The following is a 16,000-nucleotide window of genomic DNA, read 5'->3' as shown; positions in this document are numbered from 1 at the left end:
GCGGGACCACCCCCGCATGCGCGGGGATCACGCGTCCGGGTGGCGGCCGCGCTCGCCGAACAGGGGACCACCCCCGCATGCGCGGGGATCACGACATGTCGACGTCGTCGCAGGACGCCTACAAGGGACCACCCCCGCATGCGCGGGGACCACTTCATGGGCCCGGTACCCATCGGCGAAGCGAAGGGACCACCCCCGCATGCGCGGGGACCACACGGAAGAGAGTGATGCCCTCGCCTCGGACGAGGGACCACCCCCGCATGCGCGGGGACCACACCACGGGCCTACGGCCCGAGCGCCGTCCGGGGGGACCACCCCCGCATGCGGGACCACCGTCCGTCGTTGACCCGGCCATGGCACAAGGCGGGACCACCCCCGCATGCGCGGGGATCACAGCACGTCCGAGCCCAGCCGCCACAGCATGCTGGGACCACCCCCGCATGCGCGGGGATCACTCGAAGGCGAACATTCCCCACCGCCAGAGGATGGGACCACCCTCGCATGCGCGGGGATCACCCATGGAGGACCGATCCCTTCTGCTTGTCTCAGGGACCACCCCCGCATGCGCGGGGATCACGCCGAGTGAGGGGCTGTCGAGGTCGGCGAGGAGGGACCACCCCCGCATGCGCGGGGATCACCACCCGTGAATACGGGGAGGAAGCTGGGAAGCGGGGACCACCCCCGCATGCGCGGGGATCACGCCTCCTCGGGGTAGGCCGTCTCACGGAGGCTGGGACCACCCCCGCATGCGCGGGGATCACCTGGTACCGCTCGTACTTCAGTCGGCCGACCCGGGACCACCCCCGCATGCGCGGGGATCACGACAGGACCGCGACCACCGTGCGAGCCGAGTAGGGACCACCCCCGCATGCGCGGGGACCACCGCTCAGGTGCAGGGTGCCGGCCCCGTCGCGCCGGACCACCCCCACATGCGCGGGGATCACGAGCTGGCGCAGGCAGGCCGCGCGGCGTTCAAGGGACCACCCCCGCATGCGCGGGGATCACCACTGGAGGGGGCTTCGTGAACGTCGTCCTGAAGGGGACCACCCCCGCATGCGCGGGGACCACGTTCCAGCACTTCCTGAAGACAGGCGAGCCCTGGGACCACCCCCGCATGCGCGGGGACCACCGGGGCGGGCCGACCGCCACCGTCACCACCGCGGGACCACCCCCGCATGCGCGGGGACCACCAGCCCACCACTTTCGAGCTGTTCGGCGTGGAGGGACCACCCCCGCATGCGCGGGGACCACGAAGCGGCGAAGCGGTTGGCCGAGGCGAAGCGGGGACCACCCCCGCATGCGCGGGGACCACGTCAGTTTCGGCGTCGCGATGGTGGCGCTGGCGGGACCACCCCCGCATGCGCGGGGACCACAACACCACCAGGCCCGAGCGCTGCGCCCCGTAGGGACCACCCCCGCATGCGCGGGGACCACGCGCGTACTGACCCCCCGTGCCTGCACTGCCCGGGACCACCCCCGGATGCGCGGGGACCACATGACGAGACCGTTGTCACCACGCGTGGTGTCGGGACCACCCCCGCATGCGCGGGGACCACGCGCGCAGGCGTACGTCCTCGGTGGTGCCCTCGGGACCACCCCCGCATGCGCGGGGACCACCGCGGAGCGCACTGGCGGTGGCGCGTGAACTGGGGACCACCCCCGCATGCGCGGGGACCACGAAGATCGCGGGCCCCGCAGGCAGCACGACCGGGGACCACCCCCGCATGCGCGGGGACCACCATCGCCCTGGGGTGGGCGTTCACCCTGGTCGGGGACCACCCCCGCATGCGCGGGGACCACCATCGCCCTGGGGTGGGCGTTCACCCTGGTCGGGGACCACCCCCGCATGCGCGGGGACCACTGGTTCAGTGGTGTCTCTGAGGAAGCCTTGAGGGGACCACCCCCGCATGCGCGGGGACCACAGCGTGAATCGTCCGGAATCTTCTGGCCTGCGGGGACCACCCCCGCATGCGCGGGGACCACTGTCTTGCTCGATGCTTCGTAGCGCACTGCCAGGGACCACCCCCGCATGCGCGGGGACCACCGGATCGGAAGCACGGGTGCGGCGGGCCTGGAGGGACCACCCCCGCATGCGCGGGGACCACAGGCCATGAGCGGCACCCATGCCGGACGCTGCGGGACCACCCCCGCATGCGCGGGGACCACCAGTGGTGGCACTGTGATGTCACGCCAGATCTGGGACCACCCCCGCATGCCCGGGGACCACGGCCCCAACCCCAGCCCCGCACCGGCACACCGGGGACCACCCCCGCATGCGCGGGGACCACACCAGGGCGGCGGTCGCCCCGTCGACGGACGCGGGACCACCCCCGCATGCGGGGACCACTCAGCCTGGCGGTGAAGCCGCAGATGGAGGGAAGGACCACCCCCGCATGCGCGGGGACCACGAGCGGGCGAGCCAGGCGCGCACCCCCGGGCTGGGACCACCCCCGCATGCGCGGGGACCACTCCGAGGGCTCCGTGAACGGGATGTCGTTCCGGGGACCACCCCCGCATGCGCGGGGACCACATCGGGATCACCGAGACCTCGGGGTCACCGCCGGGACCACCCCCGCATGCGCGGGGACCACGTCAACGTGCCGGACCTACAAGCCCCGGTCGGAGGGACCACCCCCGCATGCGCGGGGACCACCGGACGACCCAACTCCGAATCCGTCCCGCAGCTCGGGACCACCCCCGCATGCGCGGGGACCACATCGGCGCCGTGGTCGCCCTGGGTGGTCTGGGGGGGGGACCACCCCCGCATGCGCGGGGACCACACCAGGTCGTACAGGCAGACCTGCGTCCGGCGGGGACCACCCCCGCATGCGCGGGGACCACTGCCACGATCCGTACCTCGTCAACCTGGCAGAGGGACCACCCCCGCATGCGCGGGGACCACCGGCGCTGGACGGCGCACGGGTACGCCGGGAAGGGACCACCCCCGCATGCGCGGGGATCACGACGCCTGTCAGGACGATGCGATCAACGGGGCGGGACCACCCCCGCATGCGCGGGGATCACGGGACCTGATCGTCGTGGATGAGGCCCACAGGGGGACCACCCCCGCATGCGCGGGGATCACGCCTGCTCTCCGACGAGGTCGAAGCGCGTCTTGGGACCACCCCCGCATGCGCGGGGATCACCAACACCGCCAAGGACAGCGCCTCCGGGGGCGGGGACCACCCCCGCATGCGCGGGGATCACGGTGCTCGCGGCCACGGCGGCCCGGCGGAGCAGGGACCACCCCCGCATGCGCGGGGATCACGGCCCGTAGTCCAGCAGCGCGACCTCATCGGCGGGACCACCCCCGCATGCGCGGGGATCACCTCATGGTCACAACTCCCTGTCGTTTTGCGGTGGGACCACCCCCGCATGCGCGGGGATCACCAGACCCGAGCCGGCGGGGTCATCTTGGTGCCGGGACCACCCCCGCATGCGCGGGGATCACCAGACCAGCAAAGGAGGTGCCCCGATGAGGAAGGGACCACCCCCGCATGCGCGGGGATCACTCCTGAACGGGGTTACCTACCGCGCCGTACCCGCGGACCACCCCCGCATGCGCGGGGATCACCCCTCATGCTTGCCTTCCCGCTGGCTTCTCCAGGGACCACCCCCGCATGCGCGGGGATCACGGCGCGGTCTACCACGCGGCGATGCCGCTGCTGGGACCACCCCCGCATGCGCGGGGATCACCGCAGGCCAGGAGAGCATGCGCGGGCTCTGCAGGACCACCCCCGCATGCGCGGGGATCACTTCCGCATGGCCACCAGGTCCTGCGCGGCCCGGGGACCACCCCCGCATGCGCGGGGATCACAAAAAACACCCCGAGACGCCGCTCTCCTTGGCAGGGACCACCCCCGCATGCGCGGGGATCACACCGTGCGCGGGGCGGAGCTCGCCATCGCCGCGGGACCACCCCCGCATGCGCGGGGATCACCAATCCTCTTGTGCCCGAAAAGACTGGGAGGCGGGACCACCCCCGCATGCGCGGGGATCACGTGGCGGTGAGGGTGGCGCAGGCCTGCGCGGTGGGACCACCCCCGCATGCGCGGGGATCACCTCCATCAGGCGGTCTCCCTGGTGCTGGCGTAGGGACCACCCCCGCATGCGCGGGGATCACGGATGTCAAGCGACACCAGGTCAGTAGTTGCCGGGACCACCCCCGCATGCGCGGGGATCACCCCGTGTGGGTCTCGGTGGCGGTGGCGGTCTTGGGACCACCCCCGCATGCGCGGGGATCACCGCCGGGGTCGGCGCGGGATCGGGAGCCGGGGGGGACCACCCCCGCATGCGCGGGGATCACTGCCGCGAGGCACACCGCATCGAGGCAGCCCGGGGACCACCCCCGCATGCGCGGGGATCACGGGGTCGTCAGCGCCGACGTGCTGCCGCTGAGAGGACCACCCCCGCATGCGCGGGGATCACCTGGGCCGCCAACGAATCAGGCTGCAGGCGCAGGGACCACCCCCGCATGCGCGGGGATCACCAGGACCAGGGAGTCGGAGCGGGTCCCGCCACGGGACCACCCCCGCATGCGCGGGGATCACACGTAAGCGAAAACCTTGCGCGCTTGCCCAGTGGGACCACCCCCGCATGCGCGGGGATCACCCGGCCGCCCTGTGGGGGCTGCGGCTGGGTGGGGGACCACCCCCGCATGCGCGGGGATCACTTCGGCTTGGGCTTACGCTCCCGCATTGCCGCGGGACCACCCCCGCATGCGCGGGGATCACGGTGCCGAGGGTGGACCCGGTGCCCCAGCTCAGGGACCACCCCCGCATGCGCGGGGATCACGATCAGATCGGCCGGGACAGGACGCACGGTGAGGGACCACCCCCGCATGCGCGGGGATCACAGCGTCGGATTGATGCAGGTCATCGGCCCGACGGGACCACCCCCGCATGCGCGGGGATCACCTGGGTCTTGGCGGAGGAGCCGCGTGCGCCGCGGGACCACCCCCGCATGCGCGGGGATCACACCCTGACGACCACTCAGATGCCGCTCGACACGGGACCACCCCCGCATGCGCGGGGATCACTGAAGCGCAACCCCGACAACGATGACGAGTGCGGGACCACCCCCGCATGCGCGGGGATCACTGGCGCGCGGCATCGACGGCCACGAAGCGGCGGGGACCACCCCCGCATGCGCGGGGATCACACCGGATCAGCGGTCAGGCGGCTTCCCAGAGGGGGACCACCCCCGCATGCGCGGGGATCACACCCTCGCCACGCGCGTCGCGCAGGCGAAGCAGGGACCACCCCCGCATGCGCGGGGATCACATCTCCCGGGACGCGCTGGTGAAGCGGAAGTGGGGACCACCCCCGCATGCGCGGGGATCACATCATGGCCGGCCGCGATGAGCCGAGCCCCCAGGGACCACCCCCGCATGCGCGGGGATCACAGCAGCCGGCCTGGGTGTTTATGCTTCGGAACAGCAGTTTTTACTTACTTCCGCAGAGTCCGACATACTGCTCCTTTAGTGTATTTTCGCGCTGTGAGGTTCGTCGAGAATGAGGTTCCGCTGCTGTCACCGGCCGCCGAACCGGCGCCTTTTCGATGCCTTGCTCCATCCTTGGCGAGGGGGCGTCGGTCCCTTGCCGTCTGGACGAGGGGCGTGTGGTGAGGGCCGGTGGAGCAGGGTCAGGCCCTCGTGGTCCACCGGGTGCCAGGCGTGGTCGTGTGTTGTGAAGGCGAAACCTTGTTCCGTGTCGGTTTGGTAGGCGAGCAGGGCGCGGCCCTGGCCGGAGTACTGGCGGACCTCCGCCCACAAGATGTCTCGTACACGGGTTGTGGGTGCTCCGAGGAAGACGCCGGGGGAGATCTCCAGGAGCCAGCGGGTGAGGAAGCCCCTGAGGCCCGGCGGGCAGTTGGCGAGCACGATGACCGTCACCAGATCGGCTCGTCTGTGCCGTAGTTGCGCCCGCTTTCGACGTGCGTGTCGCCGTCGGAGTGCAAGGACATGCGGTCCTGGTCGGTCTCTGTTGTCTCGCGGGTTCCCGTGTAGTGGAGCAGGTTTTTGATGTCGCGGACGCAACGGTCAAGCAGGCGGGTTTCGTTGATGCGGTCGCGCAGTGCTCTGCGGGTTCGGGAGGCGACGTCTTCCGCTCCCTCGGAGGCTGCGTCGAACGCGGCCGGGATCGCTACGTCTGTTTTGTAGAGGTCAGCTACGTCGAGTACGAAGGACCGCTCGTGGCCGGAGTGTACGAAGCCGAGGCCGGGGGAGCAGCCGAGGGCGGAGACGACGGAGTGGGCGACGCCGTACATGCACTGGGCGGCGGCGGTGATTGCTTGGTTGGGCGGATCGCCGGCCGAGAAGTTGTCGCGGTGGTAGTCGCGGCGTCGCCAGGGGACCCCGGTGCGGGCTGATTCACGGCGGTAGCACTCTTTGAGCCGGTGTCCTTCCATGCTCAGGAGTTCTTGGCGGGAGTGACCGGCGGGGTCCTGATCGGGGAAGCGGAGCCGGTACATCGCGCGGGCTACTTCGAGTCGGGTGCGTCGGTTCGCCCAGGCTGTGGCCTGGGCTTCGATCAGTCCTGATGAGCGGGTGAGGGCACGGCCGCCTGTGTAGAAGCGGACGCCGAACTCGCCGACCCAGGTCACGCCCGCGCCGCATTCTCCGAGCAGGGCCATGGCCTGATGCGTTACTCGGGTGCCGGGGCCGAGGAGCAGCGTGCCGATGGTCGCCGAGGGCACATGGGTCACGCCGGCCGCGTCCGTCGCGGTGATCGCGTTGTCGTCGCGGTGGATGGTGCACCGCTCCAGGTAGAGGAAGGACACCCGGTCTCCGGCCCGGGTGAGTTCGCGGGGCGTGGACGTCGGCCTGCGTCCGACGGTGCTCATGGCTTGCTCACCGGGGCGAGTGTCATCAGCCCGCATCCGTATGCCTTGGACTTTCCGAGCCCTTGGGTGAGGGTGCGGCGGAAGGCGTCGGGCTCGGTGATCCGCAGTCGTCCGTCGAAGGTCACCCGGGTGAAGCGGACGTCCTGGCGGGAGCGTTCGGTCGGCGGGCGGTGGAACTGGAGTGGCACCTGGTCCCGGACTATCAGCTCGTGTGCGTCACCGGACTCGGTCAGCTGTTGGTCGGCGGCCTTGCGGATCACTTCGAAGCCTGCCCTTTCCTGCCGCTCCAGCAGCCAGCGCATCTGATGACGCGGTGTGCGGTGGGCCGTGCGCCGGGTGCGGTCACCCGGTTTGTCCTGGGGCAGGCGGATGTTGTGGACCGGGTTGGCCGTGAGCCGGAAACTCCAGGTGTCTCCGGCGGCCAGCGCGCCGAGGAAACCGTCGTAGGCGAAGGTGGCCCATCCCGGTTCGGCCAAGGTGGGCCAGCCGGCCTGCTCGACGAGATGGGTCAGGTCAGGCTGGGCGGGGCTGACGATGTACAGCTGGACCTGCGACTGGTGGTCGCGGTCGACGCGCCACAGGACGCGCGGGCCCTCGCCGTCGCGGGCCGGTCGCACGGGGAATGCCATGTTCACGGCACCGTGCAGCAGGTGGGGCGAACCGAGCAGCCGACGGGCCCCGGAGCGGGCGGTGTTGAAGCGGAAGCGGGTCAGATACATCAGTGGATCCTCGGGAGTCCGGATTCCGGTGGTGGCGTCGACGAGGGCTTGGGGCGTGCAGTCGTTCTGCCGGCTGGCGGGAGCCCATGGGTCGGATCGTGGGGCGAGGGATTTGGATGGGGTGTCGCGGAGGGGCGTGGGGCTGCGGGGGTCTGGGTCTGGTGGGTGCGGACGCCTCGCAGGCCGTACTGGCGGTGCTTCGGGTCGAAGCTCAGCGGGATGTCCCGCACGGAGAAGTCCGGGACTTCGGAGGGAGGACTGTCGATCAGGATGTCCAGGGTCGGCGTTGCGGTGGCTGCTGTTGCGTCGCTCCGCCGCGCCCGGGTTTGCCTGACGTACCAGGCGGAGGCCTGCCACTCGGTTTCCCTCAGCGCCTGTTCCAGGGCGGTGTTCTGCGGCCGGCCGATGGTGACGGGGCGCGAGGGCGGACAGGAACGGCGGCCGAGATACGGAAGGAAGTGCGGTGCGAGGAGTGCCTCGTAGAGCCGGTGGAGCAGGTCGGCGTCGCCTTCGACGCCTGCCAGAAAGACCGCGTCGGCCAGGTAGAACCGCTCGGAGAGGGGCATGGCCCGGCCGGAGTCGCTGTGGTGGGCCGTGTGGAAGTCCCTCAGCCGGGAGCCCGGCTGGTCGATCCGTACGCCGAACCGCAGAGCTGCGAGGTCGGAGAGATCCTCTTCCCGGCTGCGGCCCAGGGCCGCAGCGAGCAGGCCGAGGACGCCACTCTTGGTCGGGGCGTTCTCGGTGCTACGGCGAGCGAACCGGGCGGCGGACCCCCACGACTGGAGAGGGCCCGCCAGCCGGAGGAGCAGCACACTCATGCTGCCGACCCCGGTGATCCCAGACGCTGGGCGATGGCGTCCTCGACGGCATTCACCAGGGCGCCGAGGGTCACCTCAGTGCCCAGCGCAGCGAGTGCCCGGGTTTCCTCGCCCACGCGGAAGACCCATGTCGGCTGGTCGTCCGCGACGTCGAACTGGCGCTCAAGGTCGGGGATGTAGGCCGCGAGGCGTTTGCAGCTTTCCCGGACGTAGCCGCCTTCCGTGCCTTGGGGCACTGGTTCCTCGAACGCGCCGACGAAGCTGATGGGTCGTTTGTCGCGGAGTTTGACGATCACGACGGCTGGCAGGGTGTGGTTGCCGAACGTGTTGATCTTCCCGGTGGGCAGGGAGGTGATGAACGCTTCGAGGAAGGCGCTCGCCGCCTTCTGCGCCGGTGTCGTCGGTTGTTCGTTCTCCTGGAGCCCGGTGCCGAGGTTGCGGTGGAGTTCGTCGATGTCGACAGCGGCATAGCGGTAAAGGGTCGCCGAATTGAAGTCGATGGTGCCGATCATTCCGGCTCCGGATTCGTCGTCGGCGTTGCGGTCGTCCACCGCCGTGTAGTAGTCCGACTCGATCTCGGACGGGTGCACCCCGATCGCGTGGGCGACCTGAGTGGCACCTTCGACATTGAGGCCGGCGGAGTCGGCGACCATACGGCCGAACAGCGCGATGTCCACGGAGTGACGACTGTCGACCGCACTCTTGATACGGGCTTTGTACTCCTTGTCCTTCAGAGCTTCCTTGAAGGCCTTGAGGTCACCGCCGGGGCTGCGCTCCAGCGCGATTGCCGCCAGCGCTGCGAGCTGGCGACCGCTGAGGAACATAAGGTACGAGGATTCGGGGCCCGGTTCGCGTTCTCCCGCCTCGTCCTTGGCCCTGCGCTTGGGCACGTCGACCTTGGAACCGGTGGCGGCCCGCATGACTTCCGCGGCCAGTTCCACGGCTGCGGATGCCGCCAACGAGGGCTCCAGTGCGGTGATGTGCTCGGCGAGCGCATCGGCGACCTTCTTCGTCCGGACACCCAGTTCGGAGGAGGGGAGCAGGTCGGCGAAAGCCTTCCGTGTGGCTCGCTTCCACGCTTGGCTGGATACGCGGGCCCGACGCACACCGCCGTAGAGGGCGGATTTGGGGGTGCCGGTGTCGTCGCGATTGAGGTTGCTGGGCGGTACGGACTGAAGGATGTGGATGTCAAGAATGGTGCGGGTCAACGGGAGTTCCCTCTCGGTGTGCCAACGGGTGAGGTGAAGCCGATCAGAAGCGTTACCGGTCTCTAATCGCCGGTGTCGGGTAGGGCGTCCATACCGTCCTTGTCGCCCGCAGTGCCGCTGCTGTCACGGGTGCTGCGACGCGAGGACAGGTGGAAGTCACGGCCCCAGGTGCGACGGACCTCGGCCTGCCGGGGCGGGTCCTGCCAGTCGGAGAGCTGATCGGCCAGGCGTGCGTAGTCAAGCGGGACCCGGGCCCCTCGGAGCAGAAGCACCACCTCGCGCAGTCTCACCCCGAGCATCTCGAACGATGTGGATGTGCCGATCCGGACGAACCGTTTACGGAGAGCCTCGTTCAGCTCCTCGTTCAGCCTCGTGTCGGCTACTGCTGCGGCCTCAAAGGATGCCGCAGTCAGTGGCCCCTGCGCCAAGTACCGGACGGACCGGCCAAGCCCCCAGTCATGGCCGTGCATGTTGGCATCCCGAATGGACTGCTGGTGGAGAGCCCACAGTGTGATCGCGAGAAATACGGCCCTTTCCTCGGCCTGCTCGCGTCGGACGCTCCACCGGCGCTCATCGGCGGAGTAGTACTTCGCCGAGGCATCGTCTCCCGCCCCGGCTGGGCCGGCGCCCTCGCGTTCCGCCCGGATCGTGGACAGTTCTTCCAGGCCGTCGTTGCCCCAGCTTTCCGGGGCTTCGTGTGCGGCCTTGCCGATGCCGCGCCGCAGACGGGCCAGCGCCGCCACGGCACTGGAGTTGTCCTGCCGGTACAGAGCCTGAAGACGCCCGATGCAGCGGTCGACCGCCTGTCCCGGGGCTTTCAGGGAAGGGCGGCGCAAGCCACCGCTCGACGGTCCCTTCGGTGCATTCTCGGATGATGACGACATGACGGTGGTCATTCAGCTACCTTCGTCCGATTCTCGTTGCGGGCAGGGAAGTACCTGGTTCAGCCGCCTTCGGAACCACTGCTCCGCACGGGCGTCATTGACCCACTGGCGACCGGAGCCGGGGACATCGGCCATCCGTCCTTCCGACGCGACGGGCCCCGCGGAGTCGAGCAGCTTCAGTCCGAGCCCTACGACGTTCTCCCGGACGGTGGCCTGCCAGAGGGTCCGGGCTTCCTGCGGATCAACGTCCGGACGCAGTCCGGCGAGCCACCTCCGGTACGGTCCGTCGAGCGCGCCGTACCCGAGATCGCGGGCGCTGCTGCTCGCCGGGTCAGGGTTCGAGCCGACAGCACGCGCCAGGTTCCCGGCCAGCTGCCCCAGTGCCGTGACCGCGCCCTGTGCATCGTGCACTGCGTCGATCGCCGTGGCGCCAAAAGCCGGGTTCTCCTCGTGCAGGAGGACCACGGGCAGGACCACCGAGTCGTCCACCACCTCGTCCACGACGGATTGCTGTGTGCCGTACACCACGCCCACAAGCCGCACTTGGATCAGTGACCGTTGATCCAGCACACCCTCCGAGGCGAGCATCGAACACCAAGTGACGATCCCGGCGGGTAGCGACTCAGGGATGCCGCGCCCGGTGTCCTCCGAGCCTGAGCGCCTTGCGGGAAGAAGGGCGCCGAGCCCCCGCCACGCTGCCCGGCTCGGATCGTGCTGGCGCGGCATGTAGACCAGCGGCCGCCCCTGCTTCTTCTCCTGCGCCGTGCTGCGCCGCCAGCAGGACATGGGCTCCAGCTTCCACGGCGCGTACGGCGCCAACGGGTCTCCGTAGCCAAGGACGACGCCGGTCACACCGGTTGCGTCAGTGTGCAGGCGCAGCCGCCGGGACTGCCAGGTGTAAAGGTCACGCAGCCCCGTGGGGCCGCCAGCGAGCCGTTCGGCGTCGGATGCGGCTGCCGTGGACGGGGGGCGGCGCCAGGCGGGCTGGTCGTTCTTCTGCTGCTCGACGACGCCTTCGTCGGAGGCGATCAGGTTCAAGAGCAGGGTCTGTTGCAAGGTACTGCCCTCGGCGAAGACGCCGCCGAGATTGCCGACGGAACCCACACCGAGCGGATACACCCTGCCGGACCTGGCCCGGGGATCGCCCACCATCCCGGACTTGATCCCCGAGGGGTCAAAGGCGTGTGCGTGAACCAGCCAGCGTGCGGCCTCGGCGAAAGAGAGCTTGTCCACGCCGGTGCGGCGCATGGTGAAGAACTGCTCTCCGTTGGGCACGTCGGCGACGAGCCGGTTGAGGGAGGCAATTTCGTCCTTCGCCGTGCTCAGATTGGCGACCTGGTAGAAGGGCTTCTTGGGATGGAGCAGGTCGAAGCGGTCCTGATGCCGGTTGAGATAGTCGGGAATGACGCTGAAAGGGTCGTCCGATTCCCACAGCTCCGCCCAGTCGTCGAGTTCTGCAGGACCGTCGACCGCATCATGGACGATCGCCAACAGCAGCCTCAGCAGAGCGAAATCCTGTGTGGGCAGATCACCGACGAGACGTCGTACGTCCGGAGCCTGGGCGAACACCTCCAGGAGCGACAGCTCGGACGTGCTCCCGTCGAGGCGCTGGACCGGCAACCAGGCTGACGACACGAGGTTGAAAGAGGGCGGGCCCTGCGGCGGAACAGGTTCCTGTGACACCAGGCTCAGCTCCTTGCCGGGGTCGGCGGCAGCGATAGCGCGGGCCGGCTTCTGATCATGTTCGCCATCCTCCGTAGGCTTGCTCGCAGCCAATGGCACGGTCGCGGGGCGCGGCGGCTCAAAGCCACTGCTTACCCGCAGTCCGTCGTCACGGCTGTACCGGAGGTCGTAGCCTGCCAGGCGGGTCTGACAATCCACGTCCAGAACGATCACCAACTCGCCTGCCAGCCAGGGACATTCCTTCACCTGCCAGCCATGGATGAGGAAACGCTCCAGCTCATCGATGGTCCGATCGATCGCCCCGGGATGTGTGAACAGCCGTGGCAGCGTGATCGCGCTCGCTGCCACGGCTTCGGCAGCACGCCGCTCGGGCGGGAAGTCCGTGGGCAGTGGCAGACCGCCCCTCCCTTGCGTCAGCCAGGGCACGGTGGCGAGCGAGCCGTCACGCAGCCGCTGAACGACCAGTACCTCCAGGCTCTCCTCACTGTCGCGCACCTGGGCCCGGCCCGCCGGATTGTCGTCGGCGTCCCCGGCGTTGGCCCCGAGCCAGCCGTAGATCGGACGGCCGGCCCGCTTGACGGGTCCGAGGAGGAAGGCCTCCGCCTTCTGACGCTTGTCCGCGAGATGGCGGAAGTGCTCCGTCCGCGCCGCACTCAAGTGCTCCGCCCACTGCGGTGGGCCGACTTCGCCCTCACCGTAGGCCGCCTGTACCAGCGGGCTGATGTGGTCGGGCAGCACGAGTGGTTCGCCGTCGAGGCACGGCCCGAGTACGGCCAACGTACGCAGCAGAGCGTGCCGCCGGTAGATGAACTCCGATCCGGGCGCGGGCTGTGGCGGGTCCGATGTCCAAGCGGCACCGGTCACGAGGCAGCGCGCCTGGGCCAGCCGCGGCGGGCGTCGCCGCGGGTGTCGGTGCAGCCTTCCGATCCGCTGGAGCATCAGGTCCACCGGTGCCAGGTCAGTGACCAGCAGATCGAAGTCCACATCGAGAGACTGCTCGACCACCTGGCTCGCCACCACGATGTGCGCGCCTTGGGGCCGTTTGCCGTGCGGACCGAAGGTGTCCCGCAGTTCGGCGTCCCGGGCGGCTCGGTCGGCGGCCAGGAACCGGGAGTGGGCGACGGTCACGTTCTCCGCACCGAACCGCTCGCGCAGGACGTCTGCGGTGTCCAGTACGCGCTGGACGGTGTTCCGTACGACCAGCGCGCAGCCGCCGTCCCGGAGCTCGTGCGTCAAACGATCGGCGAGCTGGTCAAGGCCGTCATCCATGCGTTCCAACGCCACATCGGTCCGACGCTCCGACGCGGCAGGAAGTCGTACGGACCGGATCGGGGCGCCGGGAACCACGGCAGTGACCAGCGGATAGGCGTCAGGATCCTGCTCAACGGCACTGTCCTCGAACGACGTTCCCGCGTAGCTGGCCGCGAGTGCCTGCCTGCGCCCCGCCGGAAGCGTCGCCGAGAGCATGATCACCGGTACGCGGTATGCGGCGAGCCACTCCAGGACGCGGTCGAGATATCGGCCCATGTACGCGTCGTAGGCGTGCACCTCGTCGATGATGACGACCTTGCCCGCCACGGCCAGATGCCTCAGCGCCAGGTGCCGGCTTTTGAGCCCGGCGAAGAGCACCTGATCGATGGTCCCCACCGCGAACGAGGCGAGCAATGACTTCTTCCGCCCCCGCAGCCACTGATGAGCCTGCAATCCAGCAGGCTCGGAGCGAGGAGAACGTACCGGGCTCAACTGCTCCGACCTGTCCAACTCGACCGCGGTGATGGTGCGATGCCCGCGATGCATGAATCCGGACCAGACCTCGTTGAGTGCCGCCTTGGCATGCGCCAGCACCACGGACCACGAGCCGTCGGAAGGCTGCCGATGAAGCCAGCCCAGCAGCCGAGGAAACATGGCATCCACCGTGGCGCGGGTGGGCAACGCCACGAGAAGCCCACCGGCCCCACTCTTTGCGGCCATGATCTCCGCCGCTGCGAATGCAGCTTCGGTCTTCCCCTCTCCCATGGGGGCTTCGATCATCAGCAGCCCGGGGGATTCCATCTCGCGTGCCTTGCGCACGGCTTCAACCTGAACCGGTCGAACCCTCGCGCCGGCAGGGAGAGCGAACCGCTCGGCGAACAGAGCTTCGACGGACTGGTCCGGCTCCGCGGGTGCCCACGGGCCGGGGAGGTCGAGTCCCGCCCAGGCAGCTCGGACACGGCGTGCCTCACCGGCTGCGCTGACCGGTTGCCAAGAGTGAGGATCGTAGGGGAACAACTCGGCAGAGCTGGCTATCCAGTCCGAAAGGATCACAACTGCTGTCAGGACCACCTGCACCGGCTGGGCAAGCCGTACGCCCCCCCACTCCGCGAACATCTCTGTAACGCCCGCTAGTTCCGCACAGCCGTCCATCAACTCGTACTGCACGCTGCGCCAGAGCTCCTCGGCATCGCCCGGGTACCGCAGCAGCCAGGGGCGGAGCTGAAGATCGTGAATCTGCTGATGTTCGGGCGGTGTGCCGTGGTGTCCGCCCGCCACGACCGCGAACTGGCCGGACACCCGCGCGCTCATGCCGTAACGCTCGTCGAGCCATTCCTGAAGCAGCAGTTGCCCGGCGAGCCCGTGTGGAGCCAAGCGGCGATCCGTCGCGTACTGCGCGGCGGTAAGCATTTCCAGGCCGGCGGTACGCATGGAGTCCGCGAGCGAGGGGACCTGACACGCAAAGGCACACGTCGCCTTGCCCACGTCATGAACTCCCGCGAGGAACACCACGAGGCGCCGCGCGTCAGCTTCGTTCCCCGAAAGGTCTTCGGAGACAAGGGACTTGACGTGGGCAGGCAGCCACTCATCCCAGAGTTTCCCGGCCACAGCTGCTGTGTCGGCCAGGTGTCTCCACAGGGGCAGGTGACCGTCGGTCTTGCGGTCATGCTTCGCCCAAGCAGTGCGGGCGGGCTGGGAGAGTCGAGCGAAGGGCGCTCCACCCTCTGGGGATGGTGGCATCACGGGTACATGGGACAGGTCCGAGCCCTCACAGAGACGGTAAAGGCGAAAAGAATAGGGGGACTGGCGGCGGACGGTGTAGAGCGGCGTAGAGGGAAGCCGACCGCCTGGCGCAGGCGGTCGGCACTGCGCATCCTTGACGCCGACCGCAGCACAGCCGTCAGGCCCGGCGTCCTCCCCACTGCGGCGACGCGATCACCAGAACGATGACCACGACCACTACGGCACCCCACACCCACGGTGCGTACGGAGAAGGCGTAGCGGGGCAGGCGGCGAGGAGCGCTGCGAGCACGGCGTACGGAGCGGTGAACGGCTCGGACGGGTCATCCGAGCGGCGACTTGGACGTAATACCATGGCTGAGTTCCTTCGGTCGCTGGTTTGTGGGAACAGGCCGGACCCGGCCTCCTCGCTGCATGGGGAGGCGCAGCGGGTCCGGCCGTTTTGCGTGGACGGGCGCGCTGCGAGGGCTGACAGGCAGCAGCCTACGTACGCGCGGCAGCTACGAGTGGTGATCTGGAAAAGAATCTTCGCCCGAAAGTCTGACGCGCTTGAGATCCCCAGTTGAAAGTTTTCCGTAATACCTGGTCACGGCTTCGTGAGGTGTCCGGATAGCCCCGTTCACCGGGCTGAGCTCGCGTGGTTTCGGCCAGCTGATCGCCGTCGTGCGGCGCGAGGTCTCGGATGAGCCGCGGCGTGGACGGCCGTGGAGCCTGACGCTGGAGGACCGGCTGGTTGCGGCGTACTGGCGCACCAACCTGACGCTGCGCCAACTCGCTCCGCTCTTCGGCCGTGGTGGCGCTCAAGCTGCGCCGCGGCAGCTGGGCCCGAGCCGACGAGCCACACACCCCGATCG

7 protein-coding genes, 1 pseudogene and 1 CRISPR repeat array (1 of these 9 running past the window's edge) are annotated in these 16,000 nt (G+C 69.4%); of the genes and pseudogenes, 1 reads left to right on the top strand and 7 read right to left on the bottom strand.

Going from position 1 to position 16,000, the window contains the following annotated elements:
• Nucleotides 1–5,404: a CRISPR direct-repeat array (repeat unit 29 nt; unit sequence GGGACCACCCCCGCATGCGCGGGGATCAC); it reaches 855 nt to the left of the window's first position.
• Nucleotides 5,405–5,530: 126 nt separating this feature from the next.
• The 7 genes from cas2e to casA all read right to left on the bottom strand — a co-directional run bounded on the left by cas2e (nucleotide 5,531) and on the right by casA (nucleotide 15,146).
• Nucleotides 5,531–5,893 carry a type I-E CRISPR-associated endoribonuclease Cas2e gene (gene cas2e, locus ACFYVL_RS40190; RefSeq protein WP_389254226.1) on the bottom strand — a complete coding sequence of 121 codons (363 nt, stop codon included), beginning with the start codon at nucleotides 5,891–5,893 and terminating at the stop codon, nucleotides 5,531–5,533.
• Nucleotides 5,890–6,843 (bottom strand): type I-E CRISPR-associated endonuclease Cas1e, encoded by a 954-nt coding sequence (gene cas1e, locus ACFYVL_RS40185; protein WP_389254224.1) that lies wholly within the window; start codon nucleotides 6,841–6,843, stop codon nucleotides 5,890–5,892. Before cas1e ends, cas2e begins: the two co-directional genes overlap by 4 nt.
• On the bottom strand, nucleotides 6,840–7,562 hold the full coding sequence (gene cas6e / locus ACFYVL_RS40180; RefSeq protein ID WP_389254222.1) for a type I-E CRISPR-associated protein Cas6/Cse3/CasE: 723 nt from the start codon (nucleotides 7,560–7,562) through the stop codon (nucleotides 6,840–6,842). Before cas6e ends, cas1e begins: the two co-directional genes overlap by 4 nt.
• Nucleotides 7,562–8,380 carry a type I-E CRISPR-associated protein Cas5/CasD gene (gene cas5e, locus ACFYVL_RS40175; protein ID WP_389254220.1) on the bottom strand — a complete coding sequence of 273 codons (819 nt, stop codon included), beginning with the start codon at nucleotides 8,378–8,380 and terminating at the stop codon, nucleotides 7,562–7,564. The genes cas6e and cas5e overlap by 1 nt, the downstream gene beginning before the upstream one ends.
• Nucleotides 8,377–9,588, bottom strand: coding sequence for a type I-E CRISPR-associated protein Cas7/Cse4/CasC (gene cas7e, locus ACFYVL_RS40170; RefSeq protein ID WP_389254218.1), 1,212 nt, complete (start codon nucleotides 9,586–9,588; stop codon nucleotides 8,377–8,379). Before cas7e ends, cas5e begins: the two co-directional genes overlap by 4 nt.
• A 62-nt stretch (nucleotides 9,589–9,650) precedes the next feature.
• Complete coding sequence (gene casB, locus ACFYVL_RS40165; protein ID WP_389254216.1) at nucleotides 9,651–10,484, bottom strand: type I-E CRISPR-associated protein Cse2/CasB; 834 nt, start codon at nucleotides 10,482–10,484, stop codon at nucleotides 9,651–9,653.
• A complete protein-coding gene (gene casA, locus ACFYVL_RS40160; RefSeq protein WP_389254383.1) occupies nucleotides 10,485–15,146 on the bottom strand; it encodes a type I-E CRISPR-associated protein Cse1/CasA in 4,662 nt (1,553 codons plus the stop codon).
• Nucleotides 15,147–15,755: 609 nt separating this feature from the next.
• On the opposite strand from casA, the pseudogene ACFYVL_RS40155 reads away from it, so the two are divergent.
• Nucleotides 15,756–15,974: pseudogene (locus tag ACFYVL_RS40155) on the top strand (IS5/IS1182 family transposase); the annotation flags it as partial.
• Between the last annotated feature and the right edge of the window lie 26 nt (nucleotides 15,975–16,000).

Origin of the sequence: Streptomyces sp. NPDC004111, from assembly GCF_042874215.1 — a bacterium.
In the GTDB taxonomy this organism is placed as follows: Bacteria; Actinomycetota; Actinomycetes; order Streptomycetales; family Streptomycetaceae; genus Streptomyces.
Note: the sequence above shows the minus strand (reverse complement) of the source record. Positions and strands in the feature narration are given on the sequence as shown.

Coding starts and splice junctions, on each gene's coding strand:
- cas1e (WP_389254224.1), bottom strand. CDS start 6,843: ATGAGCACCGTCGGACGCAGGCCGACGTCCACGCCCCGCGAACTCACC.
- cas6e (WP_389254222.1), bottom strand. CDS start 7,562: ATGTATCTGACCCGCTTCCGCTTCAACACCGCCCGCTCCGGGGCCCGT.
- cas5e (WP_389254220.1), bottom strand. CDS start 8,380: ATGAGTGTGCTGCTCCTCCGGCTGGCGGGCCCTCTCCAGTCGTGGGGG.
- casB (WP_389254216.1), bottom strand. CDS start 10,484: ATGACCACCGTCATGTCGTCATCATCCGAGAATGCACCGAAGGGACCG.
- casA (WP_389254383.1), bottom strand. CDS start 15,146: ATGCCACCATCCCCAGAGGGTGGAGCGCCCTTCGCTCGACTCTCCCAG.